A 22727-nucleotide genomic window follows, 5' to 3' on the forward strand; every position below is an offset into this window, starting at 1 on the left:
GCTTGCTGTGGTGACTAAGGCACCGCTTAAGCAAAAGTCTGTCAGGAGGAGGAATCAACCGGCGACTGTGGACGAGATGAAGCGTCTTGATAAAGCCTAATGCTACACAGTCCGACGGTTGTGCATCTCCACCCTACACGTATCCCTGATAATTCGGGTGCTGCCGCGCGCAGAATCCGCAGCGGGTTGGCATTTACCGTGAACTCCGAAAGGGGAGGTCACGCATCATGGCTAAAGGCGTTGTTTCCGCAACTTTCGCTCGGGATCGTTTGTCGCTGACTGCACTTTGTGAACTGGCCGTTAATCGCTGCGTAAAAGGCGAGTAGTCACTCTGCTTTCTACGGGTTTCAGGCCTCATGTCACCTGCGCTTGTTACAACGCCGAACTCTTCCGTTAGATAGTGAAAACTGCGTAGGACGGCCTTGCGTCCTTATGAATTGCGTTGGTCAGGGCCGGCTGTTTGCCGCTGTTCCTCTGCCCAGCCGCTTTTGGCGGCGTTCGCGACTATAGCAGCAATCATTAAGTGCTTCAAATCCATAAAAAATTGTTATCATTCGCGCCATGACGACTACTGCCCCCTCGACTCCAGGCGTTCAATTGCTTGAGGTCTCGCCGGAATATGCCGGCCAACGTATTGATAACTTCCTTCTCGCCCGGCTCAAAGGCGTGCCCAAGACCTTGATTTACCGCATTTTGCGTAAAGGCGAAGTGCGAGTGAACAAGGGGCGGATCAAGCCCGAGTACAAACTGCAGGCAGGTGATGTGGTGCGCGTGCCTCCCGTGCGGGTGCCCGAACGCGACGAGCCGGTGCCGGTGGCTCAAGGGTTGCTGCAGCGCCTGGAAGCCTCGATCGTCTTCGAAGACAAGGCCCTGATTGTGATCAACAAGCCTGCCGGGATTGCCGTGCATGGCGGCAGCGGCTTGAATTTCGGGGTGATCGAAGCCTTTCGTCAGTTGCGCCCGGACGCCAAGGAACTGGAGCTGGTGCATCGCCTCGATCGGGACACTTCCGGCCTGCTGATGATCGCGAAAAAACGCAGCATGCTGCGTCATCTGCATGCCGCGCTGCGGGGCGATGGCGTGGACAAGCGCTACATGGCGCTGGTCCGTGGCCATTGGGCCACGGCGGTGAAGCAGGTGCGTGCGCCGCTGCTCAAGAGCAACCTGCGCTCCGGCGAGCGCATGGTGGAGGTCAACGAAGAGGGCAAGGAGGCCTTGACCGTGTTCAAGGTGCTGCGCCGCTTCGGTGATTTCGCCACCATGGTCGAGGCCAAGCCGGTGACCGGGCGTACTCACCAGATTCGTGTGCACACCCTGCATGCCGGGCACTGCATTGCCGGTGACAGCAAGTACGGCGATGATGATTTCACTCGCGAGATCCGTGAGCTGGGCGGCAAGCGCCTGTTTCTCCATGCCTATATGTTGACGGTGCCGCTGCCCGATGGCGGCGAGCTGAAATTGCAGGCCCCGGTGGATGAGATGTGGGCCAAGACCGTGGAGCGCCTGAGTGCACCCTGATTACAAGCTGCTGATCTTCGACTGGGATGGCACTCTGGCCGATTCCATTGGTCGGATTGTCGAGTCGATGCACGCATCTGCTGATCGTTCCGGCTTTCCTCGCCGCGATGACTACGCCGTCAAGGGCATTATCGGTCTGGGATTGCCAGAGGCGATTCGCACACTGTATCCGGAAATAGATGATGGGCAGTTGGTAGCCTTTCGTCAGCATTATGCGGATCACTACATTGCCCTCGAGGCTGAGCCTTCGCCTCTGTTTGCTGGTGTGGTGCAGTCTCTCGACGCCTTTCGGGATGAGGGGTATCAGTTGGCTGTCGCCACCGGCAAGGCCCGGCGAGGGCTGGATCGAGTGTTGAAGGTCCATGGCTGGGAAGGGTATTTCGATATCACTCGGGCGGCCGACGAAACTGCCAGCAAGCCTCACCCTTTGATGCTGGAGGAAATCCTTGCTCATTGCGGGGTTGGGCCGCGGCAGGCTTTGATGGTTGGCGATTCGTCCTTTGATCTGTTGATGGCGCGCAATGCCGGAATGGATTCGGTGGCCGTGAGCTATGGTGCTCAGTCCATCGAGGCCTTGCAGGCATTCGAACCGCGCTTGTCCATCGACCGTTTTCCTCAATTGCACGCCTGGCTGAGCCAGGGTGCCGATTAAGTTTTTGCTGGGGTAGCAGGCATGACCGACGAATGGAAGGCGCCGAGCAAGGCGGGCGCTGAAGGTGGTGATGATAAAAGCTGGAAACTGCTGGAGAAGACGCTGCTGGCCAGTGTCCAGGAGCAGCGTCGTTCGCGGCGTTGGGGCATTTTCTTCAAGCTGTTGACCTTTGTTTACCTGTTTGCGGCGCTGGCGTTGTTCACGCCGCTGATGACCATGGAGAAGAATGCCACTCGTGGCGGTAGCTACACCGCGGTGATCGATGTCACGGGGGTGATTGCCGACAAGGAATCGGCCAGTGCTGACAATATTGTCGGCAGCCTGCGTACTGCGTTCGATGATCCCAAGGTCAAGGGCATTGTGCTGCGTATCAACAGCCCTGGCGGCAGCCCGGTGCAGTCCGGCTACGTCTATGACGAGATTCGTCGTCTGCGGGCTTTGCACAAGGACACCAAGGTCTACGCGGTGATCTCGGATCTCGGGGCGTCGGGTGCTTACTACATCGCCAGCGCTGCCGACGAAATCTATGCCGATAAGGCGAGCCTGGTAGGTTCCATTGGTGTGACGGCGGCCGGCTACGGCTTTGTCGGCACCATGGAGAAGCTGGGGGTTGAGCGTCGCACCTATACCTCGGGCGAGCACAAGTCGTTCCTGGATCCGTTCCAGCCGCAAAAGCCTGAAGAGACCCAGTTCTGGCAGGGCGTGCTGGACACCACTCATCGCCAGTTCATCGCCAGCGTCAAGCAGGGTCGTGGCGATCGCCTGAAGGACAAGGAGCATCCGGAGCTGTTCTCCGGCCTGGTGTGGTCGGGCGAGCAGGCGCTGCAATTGGGGTTGATCGATGGCCTGGGCAATACCAGCTCGGTGGCGCGGGATGTGATTGGCGAGAAAGAGGTGGTGGACTTTACTGTCCAGGAATCGCCGTTTGATCGCTTCTCGAAGAAGCTCGGTGCCAGCGTGGCGGAGCAGATCGCCATGTGGATGGGCTTTCAGGGCCCAACCTTGCGCTGATCGGGTGTTGCTCAATAAAAAGCCGGCTTGAGTGCCGGCGTTTTTATGGCGGCTCAGGGTGTCTCTACGCCCTCGGCCAGCAGCATGTCCACGAGGCGGATCAGTGGCAGGCCTATAAGGCTGGTGGCGTCGCTGCCGGCGGTGCTCTGGAACAGGCTGACCCCCAGGCCTTCGGCCTTGAAGCTGCCGGCGCAGTCATAGGGCTGTTCGGCGTGCAGGTAGCGTTCGATGCGGGTGCTGTCCAGGGTGCGCATGTTGACCGTGAACGGGACGCAGTCGACCTGGCAGTGGCCGGTCTGGCTGTTGAGCAGGGCCAGGCCGGTGAGGAAGGTCACGCTGGCGCCGCTGGCGTCCAGCAGTTGCTGGCGGGCCTTGTCGAAGGTATGGGGTTTGCCGATGATGCGCTCGCCGAGCACCGCGACCTGGTCGGAGCCGATGATCAGGTGTGCTGGATGGCTGCTTGCCAGGGCGCGGGCCTTTTCCTCGGCCAGGCGTTTCACCAGGGCCGTGGCAGACTCTCCGGGGCGATGGCTTTCGTCGATGTCAGGAGAGCTGCAGGTGAAGGGCAGGCGTAGGCGGGACAGTAATTCCCGGCGGTAGGCCGAGCTTGAGGCGAGTAATAAAGGCAGCATGTGCGTCTCCTGAGGCAGGCCGGGAATTCTAGCGAGGCTTGCAAGTGACGGACAGGGCTGAATTTCCTTTGACATGGCCTGGGGCATCCCTATAATGCTGCGCCTATGTTGAATGACCCGATTCCACCTCACGTTGACCCGCGCAAATTGGCTGACCGTGGCACCACCCTTCAAGGTGAACTGCTGCTGGCCGATTTGGAGAGACTCTGCGACCCGCTTTCCGACAATGTCGGTACGGTGCAGGCTAAATTCGTTTTCGAGCGTGACGAACGTAAAGCTGTAGTTATCCACAGCTCCATCGACGTCGAAGTCAAAATGGTTTGCCAGCGTTGTCTTGAGCTGGTCACCCTGCCGATCCACAGTGAGTGCAGTTACGCTGTGGTGAAGGAGGGTGCGAATACCCAGTCGTTGCCGAAAGGTTATGACGTGCTGGAACTGGGCGAAGATCCTTTGGATCTGCAGGCGTTGGTCGAGGAGGAGCTTTTGCTTGCCTTGCCAATCGTGCCTGCTCATCATCCGGAAGAATGCCAGCAGCCGGCGGGGCTCGATGAGCCCGAACCGAGCGAGGACGAGGTAACGCGGTCCAACCCGTTCAGTGTATTGGCGCAGTTAAAGCGTGACCCAAACGTTTAGGAGTTAATCAATTATGGCTGTTCAGCAGAACAAAAAATCCCGCTCTGCCCGTGACATGCGTCGTTCCCACGATGCTCTCGAGGCTAGCACCCTGTCCGTAGAAAAGACCACCGGTGAAGTTCACCTGCGTCACCACGTATCGCCAGAAGGCGTATATCGTGGTCGTAAAGTGATCGACAAGGGCGCTGACGAGTAATCCTTGTCCGCTCAAGTCATCGCGATTGACGCAATGGGCGGGGACTTCGGTCCCCGCAGCATTGTTCAGGCCAGTATTGCTTGTCTGTCTGCTACCCCCTCGCTGCACCTGACCCTGGTGGGTCAACCCTCCCTTCTTGAAGAACTGATTTCCGGTCAAACGGCTGTGGATCGCGCGCGCCTGACGATTACCCCTGCAAGCGAGGTAGTCACCATGGACGAAAAGCCTTCCCAGGCCCTGCGGGGCAAGCCGGACTCTTCGATGCGGGTGGCCCTTGAGCTGTTGCGCGATGAGAAGGTCCAGGCTTGCGTCAGTGCCGGTAATACCGGGGCGCTGATGGCGCTGTCGCGTTATGTGCTCAAAACCCTGCCCGGAATCGATCGTCCGGCGATGGTGGCTGCCATTCCGACTCAGCGTGGCTATTGCCAATTGCTGGATCTGGGAGCCAACGTCGATTGCAGTGCCGAGCACCTGTTGCAGTTCGCCGTCATGGGCTCGGTTGCGGCGGAAACCCTGGGCATCGTGCGGCCCCGGGTGGCCTTGCTGAATATCGGCACCGAGGACATCAAGGGCAACCAGCAGGTCAAGCTGGCGGCGAGCTTGCTGCAGCAGGCCCGCGGTCTCAACTACATCGGTTTCGTCGAGGGCGATGGGTTGTATCGGGGCGAGGCGGATGTGGTGGTGTGCGATGGTTTTGTCGGCAACATCCTGCTCAAGTCCAGCGAGGGGCTGGCGACCATGATCGCCGCGCGTATAGAAGCCTTGTTCAGGCAGAATCTGCTGTCCCGGGCTGTTGGGGCGCTGGCCTTGCCACTGATGAGCAGGCTGCAGGCGGATCTGGCGCCGGCGCGGCACAATGGTGCGAGTTTCCTCGGCTTGCAGGGGATCGTGGTGAAAAGCCATGGTTCTGCAGGCGTTCAAGGTTTCCAGAGTGCCATTCAGCGGGCGTTGATCGAGATCCAGGAAGACCTGCCGCGCCGCTTGCATGGGCGTCTTGAAGACTTGTTGCTTTAGGCGTTTTCCCTGTGGAGTGCTTAAATGTGACCGCTCAGTTCAATTGGCCATCCAACTGTCAGTTTCTTGCGTCCACCACGGTGTGACGTCAATTCTCCGACGACAAGATCATTAGGGGCTTGTTACATGTCTGCATCCCTCGCATTCGTCTTTCCAGGACAGGGCTCGCAGTCCCTCGGCATGTTGGCCGAGCTGGGCGCGCAGTACCCGCTGATCCTCGATACGTTCAAAGAAGCCTCCGATGCTCTGGGCTACGACCTCTGGGCGCTGACCCAGGAAGGTCCTGCAGAGCTGCTCAATCAAACCGACAAGACCCAGCCGGCCATCCTCATCGCGTCCATCGCCCTGTGGCGTGTATGGCTGGCCGAAGGTGGCGCGCGCCCGGCTTTCGTCGCCGGTCACAGCCTGGGTGAATACAGCGCCCTGGTCGCCGCTGGCAGCCTGACCCTGGGTGAAGCGGTCAAGCTGGTCGAGCGTCGTGGCCAGTTGATGCAGGAAGCCGTGCCGGCAGGGCAGGGCGGCATGGCTGCAATTCTCGGCCTGGAAGATGCCGATGTGGTCGCCGCCTGTGCTGAAGCCGCGCAGGGCGAGGTGGTCAGCGCCGTGAACTACAACTCCCCTGGCCAGGTGGTGATCGCCGGCGCCAAGGCGGCTGTGGATCGCGCCATCGAGGGCTGCAAGGCGCGGGGCGCCAAGCGCGCCATGCCGCTGCCGGTCAGCGTGCCTTCCCACTGTGAGCTGATGCGCCCGGCCGCCGAGCGCTTTGCCGAGTCGATCGCTGCGATCAACTGGCAGGCACCGCAGATTCCATTGGTACAGAACGTGAGCGCCGCTGTGGCCGCCGACCTGGACACCCTCAAGCGCGACCTTCTGGAACAGTTGTACAAGCCGGTGCGTTGGGTTGAGTCGGTCCAGACTCTGGCAGCCAATGGCGCCACCGAGCTGGTCGAGTGCGGCCCGGGCAAGGTCCTGGCCGGCCTCAACAAGCGCTGCGCCGAAGGCGTGTCGACCTCTAACCTGAACACCCCAGATGCTTTCGCTGCCGCCCGTGCAGCGTTGGCCTGAACTAGGAGAAGCTTGCATGAGTCTGCAAGGTAAAGTTGCACTGGTGACCGGCGCCAGCCGTGGTATCGGCCAGGCCATCGCGCTTGAGCTGGGGCGTATGGGCGCCATCGTGGTGGGGACCGCCACGTCTGCTTCGGGTGCCGAGCGCATTGCTGCCACCCTCAAGGAAAATGGCATCCAGGGCACCGGCCTTGAGCTGAACGTTACCAGTGACGAGTCCGTGGCTGCAGTCCTGGCCAGCATCACCGAGCAGTTCGGTGCGCCGGCGATCCTGGTGAACAACGCCGGCATCACTCGCGACAACCTGATGATGCGCATGAAAGATGACGAGTGGTACGACGTGGTCGATACCAACCTGAACAGCCTGTATCGCCTGTCCAAGGGCGTTCTGCGTGGCATGACCAAGGCTCGTTGGGGTCGAATTATCAGTATTGGCTCGGTTGTGGGTGCCATGGGCAACGCAGGCCAAGTAAACTACGCGGCCGCCAAGGCCGGTCTCGAAGGTTTCAGCCGTGCCCTGGCCCGTGAAGTGGGTTCGCGGTCGATCACGGTGAACTCGGTTGCTCCAGGTTTTATCGACACCGATATGACCCGCGAACTGCCGGAAGCGCAGCGTGAAGCGCTGCTGACGCAAATTCCGCTGGGTCGTCTGGGCCAGGCTCAAGAGATCGCGCAAGTGGTCGCTTTTCTGGCATCCGACGGTGCGGCATACGTTACTGGGGCTACAATCCCGGTCAACGGCGGGATGTATATGTGAGTCAAATGTGACGGATTGCTTCAAAAAAATGTCATACGAGCTGTCTAAAATCCGTTATAAAGCTGCAATCAATTTATAGGCAGATGGCCAAAGGGTTTGAGGGACAAAGCTTTCAGTTGAAAAGCTGAAAAGCCTTTCTATACACTTACCCACTGGCCAGCTGCCTGAATTTGTCCATTAGGAGTGAAAACAAGGTATGAGCACCATCGAAGAGCGCGTCAAGAAAATCGTTGCTGAGCAACTGGGCGTTAAAGAAGAAGAAGTTGTTAACACCGCTTCCTTCGTTGAAGACCTGGGTGCCGACTCCCTTGACACCGTTGAGCTGGTGATGGCTCTGGAAGAGGAATTCGAGACCGAAATCCCTGACGAAGAAGCTGAAAAGATCACTACCGTTCAAGCAGCTATCGACTACGTTACCAGCCACCAGGCTTAATCGTTTGTAGTCGTCTTTTGCTGTCATGGAAAAACCGCACTGCCGTTACGGCGTGCGGTTTTTTCTTTAGGCCTGATACAAAGTGTCGTCATTAGAAAAAGGAGAGTGCTGTGTCGCGTAGACGCGTCGTAGTCACCGGTATGGGTATGTTGTCGCCACTGGGTACGGATGTGCCAAGCAGCTGGCAGGGCATTCTGGCTGGCCAAAGTGGCATCGGTCTGATCGAACACACCGACCTTTCTGCCTATTCCACCCGTTTTGGCGGCTCGGTAAAGGGCTTCAATGTCGAGGAATACCTGTCGGTCAAAGAGGCCCGCAAACTCGACCTGTTCATTCAATACGGCCTGGCAGCCGGTTTCCAGGCGGTACGCAACGCCGGTCTGGAAGTCACCGATGCCAACCGTGAACGCATCGGCGTGGCCATGGGCTCGGGTATTGGCGGTTTGACCAATATCGAGGAAACCAGCCGCATCCTGCACGATTCCGGCCCACGACGGATTTCTCCGTTCTTCGTGCCTGGTTCGATCATCAATATGATTTCCGGTTTCCTGTCCATCCACTTGGGTGCCCAGGGGCCCAACTACGCCATATCCACTGCGTGCACCACCGGTACCCACTGCATCGGCATGGCTGCGCGCAACATTGCCTACGGCGAAGCCGACGTGATGATCGCCGGCGGTGCCGAAATGGCTGCCTGTGGCCTGGGCATGGGCGGCTTCGGCGCGTCCCGTGCACTGTCGACCCGCAACGACGAGCCGACCCGCGCCAGCCGTCCCTGGGACAAGGGGCGTGATGGCTTCGTCCTGTCCGACGGCGCCGGTGCCCTGGTTCTGGAAGAACTGGAGCACGCCAAGGCTCGTGGGGCCACCATCTATGCCGAGCTGATCGGCTTCGGCATGAGCGGTGACGCCTATCACATGACGTCGCCTCCCGCCGATGGTGCCGGTGCTGCGCGCTGCATCGCCAATGCCCTGCGCGACGCCAAGCTCAACGTGGACCAGGTGCAGTACATCAACGCCCATGGCACTTCGACCCCGGCCGGCGACCTGGCCGAGGCCGAAGCGATCAAGAGCGTGTTCGGCGATCACGCCTACAAGCTGGCGGTCAGTTCCACCAAGTCCATGACGGGTCACCTGCTGGGTGCCGCAGGGGCGATCGAGGCGATCTTCAGTGTGCTGGCCATCAACAGCCAGGCCGCGCCGCCCACCATCAACCTGGATGAGCCGGATGAAGGCTGCGACCTTGATTTCGTGCCGCACACCGCGCGTAGCATGGACATCGACGTAGTGCTGTCCAACTCCTTCGGTTTTGGTGGCACCAACGGCTCCCTGGTGTTCCGCCGGTTCTCCGAGTGATGCACAGCTGGGTCGACGGTCAGCCGGCTGACGCACTGTCGCTCAAGGACCGCGGCCTGGCTTACGGTGATGGTCTGTTCGAGACCATTGCCGTCAAATCCGGGCGCCCGCAGTTGCTGGAGCGGCATCTGCAGCGTCTGGCCGAAGGATGTCGGCGCCTGGCGCTGACGGCGGATCAGGCCCTGATCCGCAGTGAGCTGCAGGCTTATGCGGCGGCTTTGGGGGAGGGTGTGCTCAAGCTGATCCTGACCCGGGGCGACAGCCAGCGCGGCTATGCCGCCGATCCTGCAACCGCTGCACGGCGTATTCTCCAAGGCTCCCCATTGCCGGTGTATCCCCTGGCCCATGCCGAGCAAGGCATTCGTCTGTTTCCCTGTACCACACGCTTGGCCGAGCAGCCGCTGCTGGCCGGCCTCAAGCACCTCAATCGTCTGGAGCAGGTTCTGGCTCGTGCCGAATGGCGTGATGCCGAGCATGCCGAAGGCTTGATGCGAGATACCTCTGGGCGAGTGATCGAAGGCGTGTTCAGCAACCTGTTCCTGGTCAGCCAGGGGCGGCTGCTGACGGCTGACCTGAGTCGCTGCGGCGTGGCCGGGGTGATGCGCGCTGAAATATTGTTTCAGGCCGAGTCATTGGGTATCCCCGCGCAAGTCGCGGATATCAGTCTCGAGCAACTGCAACAGGCTGATGAAGTCTTTGTCTGCAACAGTGTCTATGGCGTCTGGCCAGTGCTTGGCTGTGCCGGGATGAGCTGGTCGGCGGGTGCGCTCACCCGTAAACTGCAGGGCATTACCCGCGCACTACTGGATGCTTGATTCGTGAGACGTAAATTACTGCTCCTGCTGGAAACCGGACTGGTCCTGGCAGGACTGCTGTTGGGTGCGAGTGCCTGGAAACTGCACTCGGCCCTGGAACAACCGCTGAACCTGAGCCAGGAACAGTTGCTCGATGTTCCCGCCGGCTCGACGCCCACCGGCACCTTCAATCGTCTGCAAGCCGAGGGTGTGCTCGATGATGCCTTCTGGCTGCGCCTTTACTGGCGCTTCAATATGGCGGGCCAGCCTCTGCACAGCGGCGAGTACCGCATGACCCCGGGCATGACCGCCGAAGGCCTGATCGGCCTCTGGCAGCGCGGTGAGGTGGTGCAGTACAGCCTGACCCTGGTGGAAGGCTGGAACTTCCGCCAGGTACGCAGCGCCCTGGCCAAGAGCGAAAAACTGCAGCAGACCCTGACGGGGCTCAGCGACAGCCAGGTGATGGAAAAGCTCGGGCATCCCGGGGTTTTCCCTGAAGGGCGTTTCTTCCCTGATACCTATCGTTTCGTTCGGGGCATGACCGACGCCGAGCTCCTGGAAAAAGCCTACGACCGCCTGGACGATGTACTGGCCAAGGAGTGGAGCAAGCGTGCCGACGATGCGCCTTACAGCGATCCCTATCAGGCGCTGATCATGGCCTCGCTGGTGGAGAAGGAAACCGGCGTACCCCAGGAGCGCGGGCAGATCGCAGGCGTGTTCGTGCGTCGCATGCAGATTGGCATGCTGCTGCAGACCGATCCTACGGTGATCTACGGCCTCGGTGAGCGTTACACCGGCAAGTTGACCCGGGCTCATCTCAAGGAAGCCACGCCTTATAACACCTACGTGATTGCCGGCCTGCCGCCGACGCCGATCGCCATGGTCGGACGCGAGGCGATCCACGCCGCCCTCAACCCGGTGCCCGGCAAGAGCCTGTATTTTGTCGCGCGGGGCGACGGCAGCCATGTGTTCTCCGATGACCTGGATGCCCATAACAGTGCGGTGCGCGAGTTTCAGCTCAAGCGTCGCGCCGACTACCGTTCCAGCCCGGCCCCAGCCGCCACGCCAGCGGTTCCCGAAGCTGCAGCTCCGGCACCGGCGACGCCTGCAGCCCCTGACCCGCAGACGGCTCCGGCAAGCACCCCGCAAGCTGCGCCCGAGCCGGCTGCGACTCCGGCTCCTGCCGAGCCTGTGCCCGAGCCCGCGGCGAAAAGCCCGCAATGACATTGATTAAGGACTGCCCGTGACTGGCTTGTTTATTACCCTGGAAGGCCCGGAAGGCGCGGGCAAAAGCACCAATCGCGAGTACCTCGCCGAGCGCCTGCGCGCTGCGGGGATCGAGGTGCTGTTGACCCGTGAACCCGGCGGCACACCGCTGGCCGAGCGGATTCGCGATGTGCTGCTGACCCCGGTGGAAGAGGTCATGAATGCCGATACCGAGCTGTTGCTGGTGTTCGCCGCGCGTGCCCAGCACCTGGCAACGGTGATTCGTCCGGCCCTGGAGCGCGGTGCGGTGGTGCTGTGCGACCGCTTCACCGACTCCACTTACGCCTACCAGGGCGCGGGCCGCGGCCTGAGCCTTGCGCGCATTGCTGCGCTGGAGGATTTCGTCCAGGGCGAGTTGCGCCCCGACCTGACCCTGGTCTTCGACCTGCCGGTGGATGTGGGTCTGGCGCGAGCCAGTGCCCGTGGCCGGCTGGATCGCTTCGAGCAGGAAGGCCAGGCCTTCTTCCAGAAGGTTCGCGAAGCCTTCCTGGCCCGCGCCGCAGCGGCGCCGCAGCGTTATGTGCTGGTGGATGCGGCGCAGCCCCTGGCCCAGGTCCAGCAGTCCCTGGACAGCTTGTTGCCGCAGTTGCTGGAGCGCGCCCGTGGCTGAAGTCTTCCCCTGGCAGGACAGCCTCTGGCAGCAATTGGCGGGGCGTACCCAGCATGCCCATGCCTACCTGTTGCATGGCCCGGCGGGAATCGGCAAGCGGGCCCTGGCCGAGCGGCTGATGGCGCGCTTGCTGTGCCTGCGCCCGGAAGGCCTGGACGCCTGTGGTCAATGCAAGTCCTGCCTGTTGCTGCTGGCCGGTAGCCACCCGGACAACTACGTGCTGGAGCCGGAGGAAGCGGACAAGGCGATCAAGGTCGACCAGGTCCGCGAACTGGTGAGCTTCGTGGTCCAGACCGCCCAGTTGGGGGGGCGCAAGGTGGTGCTGATCGAGCCAGTGGAGTCGATGAATATCAACGCCGCCAACGCCCTGCTCAAGAGTCTTGAGGAGCCTTCCGGCAACACTGTGCTGTTGCTGGTAAGTCACCAGCCCAGCCGGTTGTTGCCCACTATCAAGAGCCGTTGCGTGCAGCAGGCCTGCCCGTTGCCCAGCGAGGCCATGAGCCTTGAGTGGCTGGCCCAGGCCCTGCCTGATTGCTCCGAGGAGGAGCGGGTGGAGCTCTTGACCCTGGCTGCCGGTTCGCCGCTGGCAGCGGTCAGCCTGCAGGCCCAGGGTGTTCGCGAGCAGCGGGCGCAAGTGGTGGAAGGGGTGAAGAAGCTGCTGAAACAGCAGCAGTCGCCCACGCAACTGGCCGAATCCTGGAGTGCCATTCCCTTGTTGCTGCTGTTCGACTGGTTCTGCGACTGGTCGAACCTGGTCCTGCGCTATCAACTGACCCAGGATGAGCAGGGACTGGGCCTGCAAGACATGCGCAAGGTGCTGCAATACCTGGCGCAGAAGTCCGCCCAGGCCAAGGTGCTGAACATCCAGGACTGGATCCTGGCCCAGCGTCAGAAGGTCCTGAGCAAGGCCAACCTCAACCGCGTACTGTTGCTGGAAGCCTTGCTGGTGCAGTGGGCGGCCCTGCCTACCCAGAATTGACCCGCAGCGCCTAGACTCAGCGTTGTTTCCGCCCGGGCGCCATAACCCGGGCCTTTCATTGATCGGATGTAGTTGTAGCCTCCTATGCTCGTAGATTCCCATTGCCACCTTGACCGCCTCGATCTCGCCGCTCATGACGGCTCCCTGGATGCCGCGCTGGCTGCTGCCCGCCAGCGGGGGGTAGGGCACTTTCTGTGCATCGGTGTCAGTGCCGACAACGCGGCGGACGTCAAGGCCCTGGCCGATCGCTATGACGATGTCGACTGCTCGGTGGGCGTGCATCCGCTGGATGTGCAGCCCGGCGCAGCGCCGGCCCTGGACTGGCTGCTGGATGAACTGAATCACCCCCGGGTAGTGGCCATTGGCGAGACTGGCCTGGACTATCACTACGAGCCGGAAGCCGCCGAGCTGCAGCAGGAATCCTTCCGCCTGCACCTGCAGGCCGCCCAGCAGACCGGCAAGCCGGTGGTGGTGCACACCCGCGGCGCCCGCGCCGACACCCTGGCACTGCTGCGCGAGGCGGCATTGCCCAATGCCGGTGTGCTGCATTGCTTCACCGAAGACTGGGAAATGGCCAAGGCGGCCCTGGACCTGGGTTTCTATATTTCCCTCTCGGGGATTGTCACCTTCCGCAATGCCGATGCCCTGCGGGACGTGGCCCGACAGGTACCGGCCGACCGGCTGCTGGTGGAGACCGATTCGCCTTACCTGGCGCCGATCCCCTATCGCGGCAAGCCCAACCTGCCGCAGTACGTGCGCGAGGTGGCGGAGTTTCTGGCGATGCTGCGGGGCGACAGTTATGAAGCCTTTGCCCAGCAGACCACGGCCAACTTCAAGCGCCTGTTCCCCTTGGCGCGGGTCAAGGGCTGAGTCTGGGGCGCACGGTGCACTGGTGCTGAATGGCGGGCAAAAAAAACCCGGGTTCTGGGGGGTGAATCCGGGTTAAGACCATTAGGAGTAAAACTAAGGCACGCGGTCCTTCGGTACCTTGATCGGCGTTTCACTTGGGGGAGATGTCCCGCCGACAGTTGAAGTATTGATCACTATTGCATTCAGTCCAGTTGCCCCTGCTCGTTTTTTAAACAAATTTGGAATACGCGCGCTTCGCTTGAGTTCTCATTTGGGTTGCCTGCATCGCAGTTTTCGACGTGATCGCTGAATATCAGCTGATTTCTAGCCGATAAGTCTAGAAAATGCCGCGTTTTCCTGAAAATTGCCTACATAATCTGTTGCAGTTTGCTGTACCAACCAGGCTGGCAGTTATCAATGCCATCGATACGTTCGGATTATTCTTGCGCTCTTATAGGGCTTCTCTGATGTTGTAGGCCGGCAATTGCCTAGGCTTGCGGAGCGACGAATCAGACGGGTAATGATGGAATTGCGACTTATCGAGGTCTTCGCGTCGCGCGCAGGGCGTGGGGCGATCCAGGGTGCTGGTTGCAGGAAAAACCAGACTTTGCGGTCTGATCCGGAGCTTGGCGGCTGTGGAAGTTTGTTATTTGAACCCCGGCCCGGCCCCGTATTCACGGGATTTTCCTGGCTTTTGGCGCCTGTCCGGAAGGTTTTGTCGGGGCGGCTTTTGCGTCAGAAACACCAGCAACGATGGATGATCCGTGCATTTTGGCGCAAGTTAGGCATAATACGCGGCTTCGATTTTGACCCCGAACAGACCTTTTCTTATGCAGAAAGAACCTCGTAAGGTCCGTGAGTTTCGTCGCCGCGAGCAAGAAATTCTCGATACCGCGCTCAAGCTGTTCCTCGAACAAGGTGAAGACAGTGTCACCGTCGAGATGATTGCGGATGCCGTGGGTATCGGCAAAGGGACCATCTATAAGCATTTCAAGTCCAAGGCGGAGATCTACCTGCGCCTGATGCTCGACTACGAGCGCGACCTGAACGAGCTGCTGCACTCGGCCGACGTCGACAAGGACAAGGAAGCCCTGTCCCGGGCCTACTTCGAATTCCGCATGCGTGACCCGCAGCGCTATCGGTTGTTCGACCGCCTGGAAGAGAAGGTGGTCAAGGGCAACCAGGTGCCGGAGATGGTCGAGGAGCTGCACAAGATCCGCGCGTCCAACTTCGAGCGCCTGACCCTGCTGATCAAGGGTCGTATCAGTGAAGGCAAGCTCGAAGACGTGCCGCCGTACTTCCACTACTGTGCCTCGTGGGCGCTGGTGCATGGTGCGGTGGCGCTGTACCACTCGCCGTTCTGGAGCAATGTGCTGGAAGATCAGGAGGGCTTCTTCCAGTTCCTGATGGACATCGGTGTGCGCATGGGCAACAAGCGCAAGCGCGACCCCGACACCTCGAACAGCTAAGGCATTCAGCCGCTGTATTGCGCCATCGACCATCTGTATGGCGCAGTGTCCGAGGAATATACTCAGGCATGGGACTTGCCAAAACCTGATTTTTGGGTCAGGTTTTGCCCGGTTCTCCCTTCCTACGCCGGAGTCATCCATGATCGTTGATCGTCAAGGCAGGCGCTTTCGCAACTTGCGGATCAGTCTGACGTCTGCCTGCAACTACGCCTGTACCTACTGCGTGCCCAACGGCAAGCGGCTGGTGGCTGCCCAGGACGAGTTGTCGGCCGAGGCAATGGCTCGCGGCGTGGCGTACCTGATGGAAGCGGCGGGCATCGAGCGCTTGCGCATCACCGGTGGCGAACCCCTGGTCAGTCCCAAGCTGGAAGCCTTCATGGGTGCGGTGGGGCGCATGGGGCTGGATGACATCAGCCTGACCACTAATGGCCAATTGCTTGCGCGCAAGCTGCCGTTGCTGGTGGAGGCCGGGATCCGCCGGATCAACGTTTCCCTCGATACCCTGGATGCGACGGCTTTTCGCAGCATTGCCCGTGGTGGCGACCTGGCCACGGTGCTCGATGGCATGCAGCAAGCCCGCAGTGCCGGTTTGAAGATCAAGGTCAACATGGTGCCGTTGCGCGGGCAGAACCTGGACCAGGTGATGCCGTTGCTGGATTACTGCCTGGAGCGGGGTTACGAGCTGCGCTTCATCGAGCTGATGCGCATGGGCCACCTGGCCAATGATGGCAACGCTTTCCTGCAGCAGTTTGTCAGCCTGCAGCAGTTGCTGGACCTGATCGGCCAGCGCTACGAATACCTTCAGGCCGATGCGCCGGTGGATGCCACTGCGGTGCGCTACGCCATTCCCGGGTACGGTCATTTCGGCGTGATCGCCAACGAAAGCGTGCCGTTCTGTCGCACCTGCTCGCGTTTGCGGCTTTCCTCCACGGGATGGCTGCACGGCTGCCTTTCTTCGAGCAATCGTCACTATGTCGGCGACCTGCTGGACAAGCCGCGCCATCAGGCTCTGCCGGCCTTGCAGCGGCTGCTGGTCAAGGCCTTGGGGGACAAGCAGGAACTGGCCTTTTCCGGTGGTGCCACGGTGATGAAGATCATTGGTGGCTGAGGCGCTTTGCCGACGAACTCCCTTGCGTGGCGGAGCTGGCGCGGAAGCTGCATCCCGTGGCCATTCGCCGGTTTTCCGTCACCGGATTTTGGAGGGTAGGATGCGTAGCCTGGTTTTGCTGCTGGCCTTTTTGGCACTCGGCGGCTGCATGAATGTCAGTGATATGGGCGAAGGGGTGCGCTATCACCTGAGTGATGCGGGGATGCTCGATCACAGTGATACACGCCGCACCAGTTCGTTCCGCATTCAGCCGGATTCGTTCATTTTCATTGCCCAGGGGCATTTCGTACCGCCGGGTGGCGCTTATCCGCGGCCCAACGTGGTAGCCGAGGAAGCCTTCAATGGTTTTGTCGAGTATTTCCCCATGGTGCGTCGGGCCAAGGCGCCCGAGGGCCTGAATGAAGCCATGGCCGAAGCCCGGGAAGCGGGGGCGCACTATCTGCTTTACGCCCGTTTCGCCAAGGCCGATGACCGTATCGGCAACTCTGACGAGTGGCTGGATCAGGAAGCCGTGGACCGCCTGGGGGTGGATACCAGTACCATCCAGATCATGTTGATCGAAACCAGTACCCAGTACCTGATCGATTCCGCGCGCATTCGCAGCCGTGGCGGTTTACTGACGTTCCACGACAACAAGCCACAGGACCTGCTTGGTCCGCCGTTGCAGCAATACGCGCGCGGCCTGCTGGGCCTGAGCGACTGATTGATTGAGGAAGGAGAGCGGTATGAGTGGTCCAGGCAAGGCCAACGACCTGTTGGCGCAGATTCCCAAGGCTGAAAAAGGCCTGCCGCCGGTCCACCTGTGGAACCCCGACTTCTGCGGCGATATCGACATGCGCATCGCCCGTGACGGCACCTGGTATTACCTGGGTACGCCGATCGGCCGCAAACCCATGGTCAAGCTGTTCTCCACCATCATCCGTCGCGATGGCGATGACTATTTCCTCATCACTCCGGTGGAGAAGGTCGGCATCAAGGTCGACGACGCACCCTTCGTCGCCGTGACCCTGGAGGTCGAAGGGCAGGGCGAGGCTCAGGTACTGCGCTTTTCTACCAACGTCGAGGAGCAGGTGGTCGCCAATGACGAGCACCCGCTGCGGGTGGTGATCGACCCGCTGACCCAGGAACCGGCGCCTTACCTCCTGGTTCGACACAATCTTGAAGCGCTGATCCATCGCAACGTCTTCTACCAGCTGGTGGAGCTGGCGCAGACCCGCCAGATCGACGGCCAGAATTGGCTGGGGGTGTGGAGTTGCGGGGTGTTCTTTCCCATTGGTCTTGAACCCTGACGGGCGTTTCAGACGGCTGTAAGAAGATATTTCTTGCTCTGGCTCGGGCCTTTCATGTATCAAGCCGGACATGATCAAACATGTCCGATTCGATAAGAAAACAAGGGTGGTCGACGAGTTGATCCGGCGTATTGAAAGCGGCCTGTTGGAGGACGGCTTTCAGCTGCCGGGCGAGCATCAGTTGGCCGAAGAATTCGGTGTCAGCCGTGGCACCTTGCGCGAGGCCCTGGCCGAGCTCAAGCGGCGCAACTACATCGCCACGCAAAGCGGCGTAGGCTCCATCGTCACCTTCGACGGCGTTGCCCTGGATCAGCATCATGGCTGGGCCCAGGCCCTGGCCGACAGCGGTGCGCTGGTCAACACCGAGGTGCTGCGCCTGGAGGCGATCCAGCGCCCGGACCTCAAGCATCGCCTGGGCACCGACCAGTTCATCGCCCTCGATCGCCGGCGCCGCAGCACCGATGGCCGGGTGCTGTCCCTGGAGCGCTCGCTGATCCCGGCCTCCGGCGAGCTGGAAGGCCTGCCTCGGGTCGGCCTGATCGATGATTCCCTGACCATTACCCTGGCCGCCTACGGCTATATCGGTGAGCGCGGCGATCAGTGGATCGGCGCCGAGCCCCTGAATGCTGAAGATGCCCAATTGCTCGGACGTGCGCCGGGCGAAGTCTTCCTCAAGGCCCTGCGTACCACCTACGACCGCCAGGGGCGCTTTATGGAGCAGGTCGAAAGCCTGCTGGACCCTCAGCATTTTCGCATGCACCTGCAGTTCGGAGAGCCGCGGTGAATGCATTGCAGCGCGCCCTGGGCGCCTTCTACGGGCTGGCCCTGGGCGATGCGCTGGGCATGCCGACCCAATCCTTGAGCCGGGAACAGATCCAGCAGCGCTTCGGCGTCATCCGCACCCTGGAGGACGCCGGCCCGGACCAGCCGATTGCCGCGAACATGCCCCGGGGCTCCATTACCGACGATACCGAGCAGGCGATCCTGGTGGCTCGCCTGTTGGTCCGGGGGCAGGGCCGGATCGCTCCCGCGGCCCTGGCCCAGAGCCTGATCGAGTGGGAGGCGCAGATGCAGGCCAAGGGTTCCCAGGATCTGCTGGGGCCTTCCACCAAACGCGCCATTGAAATGATTCTCGCCGGGGAGTCTGTGGAAGAGGCGGGCCGCTATGGCACCACCAATGGCGCCGCCATGCGCATCACGCCGGTGGGCATCGCCGCCGATGTGGCCCGGCTCGAGACGTTTCTGCAGGCGGTGGTCGAGGCCTGCCAGGTGACGCACAACACTAGCCTGGGCATTTCCAGTGCGGCGGCGGTGGCGGCGGTGGTGTCCGCCGGAATCAACGGCCTGCCTCTGGCCGAAGCCTTGGCGCTCGGTGTGCAGGTCGCCTGGCAAGCCCAGGCCCAGGGGCACTGGGTAGCGGGTGCCACCATCGGTGCTCGCTTGGAATGGACCAGTACCCTGCGTGTGGACGGCGACCGAGAGGGCTTTGCGCGAATGCTCTACGAGCTGATCGGCACCTCGGTGGCTTCCCAGGAGTCGGTGGTGGTGAGTTTCGCCCTGGCCAGACAAGTGGCCCTGGGGCAATTGCCGGCCTTCGAGGCGCTGTGCATGGCCGCGGGCCTGGGGGGCGACACCGACACTATCGCGGCGATTCTCGGCGCCATGCTCGGCGCTTGCCTGGGGATGGAAATCTGGCCTGGCGAACTGATCGGGCAGGTGCGAAAGGTCAATGAGCTGGACCTGCAACCTCTGGTGGAACAACTGCTGGCGCTGCGCTGAGACGCCTTTAAGGGACAGGCCGCCATGTGCGGCCATGTTGCCGATCGCTATGGAAGCTATGACACGGCCAGGAATGCCGGGATGTTCTGTGACTTCCGAAATTGCCCAATACCCTAACAACGGCAACAGGAGTTTTATCATGAGTTCATCCACGGCAGGATCAGGTGCCGGGCAACTGGAAACCCGCGGTATCGAACCGGTTCCCGAGGCAGAGTGCGACGGGCACCCGCTGCAGCTGTTCTGGGTCTGGTTCGCCGCCAACATCAGTATTCTCGGCCTGCCCCTGGGGGCGACTCTGGTGGCGTTTCGCGGTTTGTCTATCTGGCAGGTGCTGCTGGTGGCCATCCTGGGGTCGGTGGGGTCGTTCGCCGTGGTCGGCCTGATCTCGGTAGCCGGCCGGCGCGGGCGGGCGCCGAGCCTGACCCTGTCCCGGGCAATCTTCGGGGTGCGGGGCAATATCGGCCCGACCCTGGTGTCGATGCTTTCGCGGGTTGGCTGGGAGACGGTCAATACCACCACGGCGGCCTTTGTCCTGCTGTCTCTGAGCTCGATCCTGTTCCAGACCCCGGCCTCGGCCAAGGATGCGCCGCTGTTGACCCTGCTGTTCATCGGCATCTTCGTGCTGATGACCCTGAGTGTCTCCGGCCTGGGCCACGCCACCTTGCTGGTCATCCAGAAGTGGGCCACCTACGGCTTTGGTGCCCTGAACGTGCTGGTGGGCGGTTTCCTCTGCGCCACCATCGACTGGGCGGCGGTCTTCAATGCCGCGCCGGCCCCCATGAGCGCAATGATCATCGGCGTCGGCACCATGGCCGCCGGTACCGGGATTGGCTGGGCCAGTTCCGGGGCCGATATGTCGCGTTATCAGCACCGTTCGGTAACGGCCGGGCGCCTGGTGGCTTCGGCGGCGTTTGGCGCCGGCATTCCGCTGGTGTTGCTGATTACCCTGGGCGGGTTGCTGTCGGTGGGCAACGACCACCTGGCCTCGGCGGTGGACCCGATCATCGCGATCCGCGACATGCTGCCGACCTGGATGGCGGTGCCCTACCTGGTCGCGGCCTTTGGCGGCCTGCTGCTGTCCAACAACCTCTCTGTGTATTCCGCCGGCCTCACCGCGCTGACCCTGGGCCTCAAGGTCAAGCGGGTCTATGCAGTGCTGGTGGATATCGTGGCGATCTTCCTAGGCTCGATCTATTTCATGCTGATTGCCGACAGCTTCTACGGCCCTTTCATCAGCTTCATCTCCCTGCTGGCGGTGCCGATCACCGCCTGGGTGGGGATCTTCGTGGTGGACCTGATCCATCGTCATCACTACAGCGCCGATGATCTGCTCAACGTCGGCCCGAGCAGCGCCTACTGGTACAGGGGCGGCATCGAATGGCGAGCCTTTGGCGCCTGGGTGCTGGCGATCGTGCTGGGCTTCTGTTTCACCACCATCGGCACCACCGCCGAAGACGTCTGGTTCACCGGGCCCCTGGCAGACTCCTGGCTGGGGCATAACGGCCTGGGCTGGATCGTCACCTTCCTGGTGGCCGGCGGCGGTTACGCTCTACTGGGCGGCGCTCGGGATCGGCGTGCGGCTTTTATCGAGAACGCCAATGCCTAGGTTGCTGCACACCGGCCAGGTGATAGTCGACCTGGTGATGGCGGTAGAGCGCCTGCCGGCCTCCGGAGGCGATGTGCTTGCGCAATCTGCGGGCTTTGAGGCCGGTGGAGGCTTCAACGTGATGGCCGCAGCGGCGCGCAACGGGTTGCCGGTGGTCTACCTAGGGCGCCACGGACAGGGGCGCTTTGGCGACCTGGTGCGGGCGGCGATGCAGGGCGAAGGCATACAGATGAGCCTGGAGCCCGGCAGGGGGGCTGATACTGGCCTGTGTGTGGCCCTGACCGAAGCCTCTGCTGAACGCACCTTCATTTCCCATATCGGCGCCGAGGGTGAATTGTCGGCCGAGGACCTGGCCCGGGTCCGGGTGGAGGCGGGGGATTACCTCTATGTCAGCGGCTACAGCCTGTTGCAGGAGTGCAAGGCACGGGCCCTGCTGGACTGGTTGCTGGCGCTGCCTCGTTCGATCCCATTGATGTTCGACCCGGGGCCGTTGGCCGGTTCGGCAGATTCACCCTTGATGGCGGCGCTGTTGCCGCGGATCGACATCTGGAGCAGCAACCGCGCCGAAGCATTGCAATTGACCGGTACTTCGCAGATTGCCCAGGCGCTGGCGCAGCTCGAAAGCTGGTTGTCACCTGCGGCGTTGCTGGTGCTGCGTGATGGCCCCCGCGGCTGTTGGGTCAGCCGCCAGGGGCAGGCGGTGCAGGTGCCGGGGTTCGAGGTGGAGGCGCTGGACAGCAACGGTGCCGGTGATGCCCACGCCGGGGTCTTGGTCGCCGGGCTCGCAGCGGGCCTTGAGCCGCTGACGGCGGCTCGTCGGGCCAACGCCGCGGCGGCGATTGCCGTCACCCGGCGTGGCCCGGCCACCGCTCCGGGCAGTGCCGAAGTGGATGCCTTGCTGGAGCGGGGCTGAGTCAGGGGCGACCTGCTGGTCGCCGGTCAGCCGGCCCTGCTCAAGGCTTCGATCAGCTCTTGCTTGCGCATGCGCGAGCGTCCCGGAATGTTCTTCGCCCGAGCTTCGCGCATCAGGCTGTCCTTGCTCTGGGTGCCCAGGGACGCCGCGCTGTTGCGGGCATGCCCGTGGCGCGTGGCCACCGCGCGCCGGGCGGACTCGCTGCGGGCCCGGGCCTTGTCTGCCGGGCTTTTGTCCCGACCGGAGCCCCCCGCCCGTTCACCGCCGCCAGACTGCTTGTTCACCGTGGCCCAGGCCCGTGCTTCGGCCTGCTCCGGCGAGAGCCCGCGTTCTTCGTAGCTGGCTTCGATGGCCGCGGCCTTGCGGCGCTGGGCCAGGGTGTATTTGGCTTTGCTTCCTCGAGTCATGACATCTCTCCTCAAGGCCCTGGTGCACTGGGCCTGCTGGATTGAACCGGCGGTTACTGGCTGCTGCCTTCAGAACCTGAGCCGCCGGTGGTGGTTTTCGAGCCGGTACCGGTCTTGCCACTGTCGGGTGTGCTGGAATCCATGGTGCCGACACCGCCCTGGCGGCCGTTGTCGTTGCCCTGAATGCGTGGGTCGGTCCCGGTCGCCGGTGGCAATGAGCCTTCGTCCATGGCCGGTGGGTTGATGTTGATCTTCGGCGTGCCCTGGGTGGCCGGGGATTTCGGGCCTTCCACCGGGTTGGTCGGGCCGGTGGCGCCGGCCAGGGCGGCAGTGGATAGCAGCCCGGCCAGGGCCAGGGCGCAGAGTTGGACCTTGATCATGGTGTCGCCTCC

The 22727-nt window shown here is 62.0% G+C and carries 26 protein-coding genes; 23 read left to right on the forward strand and 3 right to left on the reverse strand.

All coding sequences use genetic code 11. The annotated features are described in order from the left end of the window. Positions 1-561 precede the first annotated feature (561 nt). Genes rluC through sppA form a run of 3 tightly spaced genes read left to right on the forward strand, consistent with a single transcriptional unit; the run spans position 562 to position 3181 of the window. Positions 562-1518, forward strand: coding sequence for a 23S rRNA pseudouridine(955/2504/2580) synthase RluC (rluC, locus tag KCG88_RS28595; protein ID WP_210713615.1), 957 nt, complete (start codon positions 562-564; stop codon positions 1516-1518). Further along, positions 1508-2170: an HAD-IA family hydrolase gene (locus KCG88_RS28600; RefSeq protein WP_210713616.1), complete on the forward strand. Its 663-nt coding sequence runs from the start codon at positions 1508-1510 to the stop codon at positions 2168-2170. Before rluC ends, KCG88_RS28600 begins: the two co-directional genes overlap by 11 nt. 21 nt (positions 2171-2191) lie before the next feature. Then, complete coding sequence (gene sppA / locus KCG88_RS28605) at positions 2192-3181, forward strand: signal peptide peptidase SppA (RefSeq protein WP_011060113.1); 990 nt, start codon at positions 2192-2194, stop codon at positions 3179-3181. Between the two features lie 53 nt (positions 3182-3234). Here sppA and KCG88_RS28610 read toward each other — a convergent pair whose 3' ends face one another. After that, positions 3235-3813, reverse strand: a complete 579-nt coding sequence (locus KCG88_RS28610; protein WP_210713617.1) for a nucleoside triphosphate pyrophosphatase — start codon at positions 3811-3813, stop codon at positions 3235-3237. A 105-nt stretch (positions 3814-3918) separates the two neighbouring features. On the opposite strand from KCG88_RS28610, the gene KCG88_RS28615 reads away from it, so the two are divergent. The 20 genes from KCG88_RS28615 to KCG88_RS28710 all read left to right on the forward strand — a co-directional run bounded on the left by KCG88_RS28615 (position 3919) and on the right by KCG88_RS28710 (position 21928). Continuing rightward, positions 3919-4446, forward strand: a complete 528-nt coding sequence (locus KCG88_RS28615) for a YceD family protein (RefSeq protein WP_011060115.1) — start codon at positions 3919-3921, stop codon at positions 4444-4446. A 13-nt stretch (positions 4447-4459) separates the two neighbouring features. After that, on the forward strand, positions 4460-4642 hold the full coding sequence (gene rpmF, locus KCG88_RS28620; protein ID WP_003179396.1) for a 50S ribosomal protein L32: 183 nt from the start codon (positions 4460-4462) through the stop codon (positions 4640-4642). Positions 4643-4666: 24 nt separating this feature from the next. Then, on the forward strand, positions 4667-5656 hold the full coding sequence (plsX, locus tag KCG88_RS28625; protein WP_348984543.1) for a phosphate acyltransferase PlsX: 990 nt from the start codon (positions 4667-4669) through the stop codon (positions 5654-5656). Between the two features lie 126 nt (positions 5657-5782). Continuing rightward, entirely contained in the window at positions 5783-6721 is a 939-nt protein-coding gene (gene fabD, locus KCG88_RS28630) for an ACP S-malonyltransferase (protein ID WP_210713619.1), read from the forward strand. Positions 6722-6737: 16 nt separating this feature from the next. Continuing rightward, positions 6738-7478 carry a 3-oxoacyl-ACP reductase FabG gene (gene fabG, locus KCG88_RS28635; RefSeq protein WP_047284730.1) on the forward strand — a complete coding sequence of 247 codons (741 nt, stop codon included), beginning with the start codon at positions 6738-6740 and terminating at the stop codon, positions 7476-7478. Between the two features lie 196 nt (positions 7479-7674). Next, positions 7675-7911 (forward strand): acyl carrier protein, encoded by a 237-nt coding sequence (gene acpP, locus KCG88_RS28640; RefSeq protein ID WP_003175607.1) that lies wholly within the window; start codon positions 7675-7677, stop codon positions 7909-7911. A gap of 110 nt (positions 7912-8021) precedes the next feature. Then, positions 8022-9266: a beta-ketoacyl-ACP synthase II gene (fabF, locus tag KCG88_RS28645; protein WP_011060119.1), complete on the forward strand. Its 1245-nt coding sequence runs from the start codon at positions 8022-8024 to the stop codon at positions 9264-9266. Next, a complete protein-coding gene (gene pabC / locus KCG88_RS28650; protein WP_210713620.1) occupies positions 9266-10081 on the forward strand; it encodes an aminodeoxychorismate lyase in 816 nt (271 codons plus the stop codon). The genes fabF and pabC overlap by 1 nt, the downstream gene beginning before the upstream one ends. A gap of 3 nt (positions 10082-10084) precedes the next feature. Continuing rightward, complete coding sequence (gene mltG, locus KCG88_RS28655) at positions 10085-11284, forward strand: endolytic transglycosylase MltG (protein ID WP_047284751.1); 1200 nt, start codon at positions 10085-10087, stop codon at positions 11282-11284. Positions 11285-11303: 19 nt separating this feature from the next. Beyond that, complete coding sequence (tmk, locus tag KCG88_RS28660) at positions 11304-11936, forward strand: dTMP kinase (protein WP_011060122.1); 633 nt, start codon at positions 11304-11306, stop codon at positions 11934-11936. Beyond that, positions 11929-12915: a DNA polymerase III subunit delta' gene (locus tag KCG88_RS28665; protein WP_047284752.1), complete on the forward strand. Its 987-nt coding sequence runs from the start codon at positions 11929-11931 to the stop codon at positions 12913-12915. Before tmk ends, KCG88_RS28665 begins: the two co-directional genes overlap by 8 nt. An 84-nt stretch (positions 12916-12999) precedes the next feature. After that, positions 13000-13785, forward strand: coding sequence for a TatD family hydrolase (locus KCG88_RS28670; RefSeq protein ID WP_210713621.1), 786 nt, complete (start codon positions 13000-13002; stop codon positions 13783-13785). An 809-nt stretch (positions 13786-14594) separates the two neighbouring features. Then, positions 14595-15233 (forward strand): TetR/AcrR family transcriptional regulator, encoded by a 639-nt coding sequence (locus KCG88_RS28675; protein ID WP_011060125.1) that lies wholly within the window; start codon positions 14595-14597, stop codon positions 15231-15233. A 139-nt stretch (positions 15234-15372) separates the two neighbouring features. Continuing rightward, positions 15373-16341 (forward strand): radical SAM protein, encoded by a 969-nt coding sequence (locus KCG88_RS28680; RefSeq protein WP_210713622.1) that lies wholly within the window; start codon positions 15373-15375, stop codon positions 16339-16341. A 100-nt stretch (positions 16342-16441) separates the two neighbouring features. Then, the gene (locus tag KCG88_RS28685; protein WP_047284756.1) at positions 16442-17044 is read left to right on the forward strand and encodes a DUF4823 domain-containing protein; all 603 of its coding nucleotides are present in this window, start codon (positions 16442-16444) and stop codon (positions 17042-17044) included. Between the two features lie 22 nt (positions 17045-17066). Then, positions 17067-17630, forward strand: coding sequence for a DUF1285 domain-containing protein (locus KCG88_RS28690; protein WP_047284758.1), 564 nt, complete (start codon positions 17067-17069; stop codon positions 17628-17630). A 70-nt stretch (positions 17631-17700) separates the two neighbouring features. Continuing rightward, the gene (locus KCG88_RS28695) at positions 17701-18414 is read left to right on the forward strand and encodes a GntR family transcriptional regulator (protein WP_011060129.1); all 714 of its coding nucleotides are present in this window, start codon (positions 17701-17703) and stop codon (positions 18412-18414) included. Beyond that, a complete protein-coding gene (locus KCG88_RS28700; RefSeq protein ID WP_210713623.1) occupies positions 18411-19409 on the forward strand; it encodes an ADP-ribosylglycohydrolase family protein in 999 nt (332 codons plus the stop codon). Before KCG88_RS28695 ends, KCG88_RS28700 begins: the two co-directional genes overlap by 4 nt. A gap of 139 nt (positions 19410-19548) precedes the next feature. After that, positions 19549-21015, forward strand: coding sequence for a cytosine permease (locus tag KCG88_RS28705; protein WP_047336105.1), 1467 nt, complete (start codon positions 19549-19551; stop codon positions 21013-21015). After that, complete coding sequence (locus KCG88_RS28710; RefSeq protein WP_047284764.1) at positions 21008-21928, forward strand: PfkB family carbohydrate kinase; 921 nt, start codon at positions 21008-21010, stop codon at positions 21926-21928. Before KCG88_RS28705 ends, KCG88_RS28710 begins: the two co-directional genes overlap by 8 nt. A gap of 26 nt (positions 21929-21954) precedes the next feature. On the opposite strand, the gene KCG88_RS28715 is transcribed toward KCG88_RS28710, so the two are convergent. Together KCG88_RS28715 and KCG88_RS28720 are read right to left on the reverse strand one after the other, a co-directional pair. After that, the gene (locus tag KCG88_RS28715) at positions 21955-22335 is read right to left on the reverse strand and encodes a Rho termination factor N-terminal domain-containing protein (RefSeq protein WP_047284766.1); all 381 of its coding nucleotides are present in this window, start codon (positions 22333-22335) and stop codon (positions 21955-21957) included. A 53-nt stretch (positions 22336-22388) separates the two neighbouring features. After that, positions 22389-22715, reverse strand: coding sequence for a hypothetical protein (locus tag KCG88_RS28720; protein WP_011060134.1), 327 nt, complete (start codon positions 22713-22715; stop codon positions 22389-22391). Positions 22716-22727: the final 12 nt, after the last annotated feature.

The sequence above is a fragment of the Pseudomonas sp. MWU349 genome (assembly GCF_017947325.1).
In the GTDB taxonomy this organism is placed as follows: Bacteria; Pseudomonadota; Gammaproteobacteria; order Pseudomonadales; family Pseudomonadaceae; genus Aquipseudomonas; species Aquipseudomonas protegens.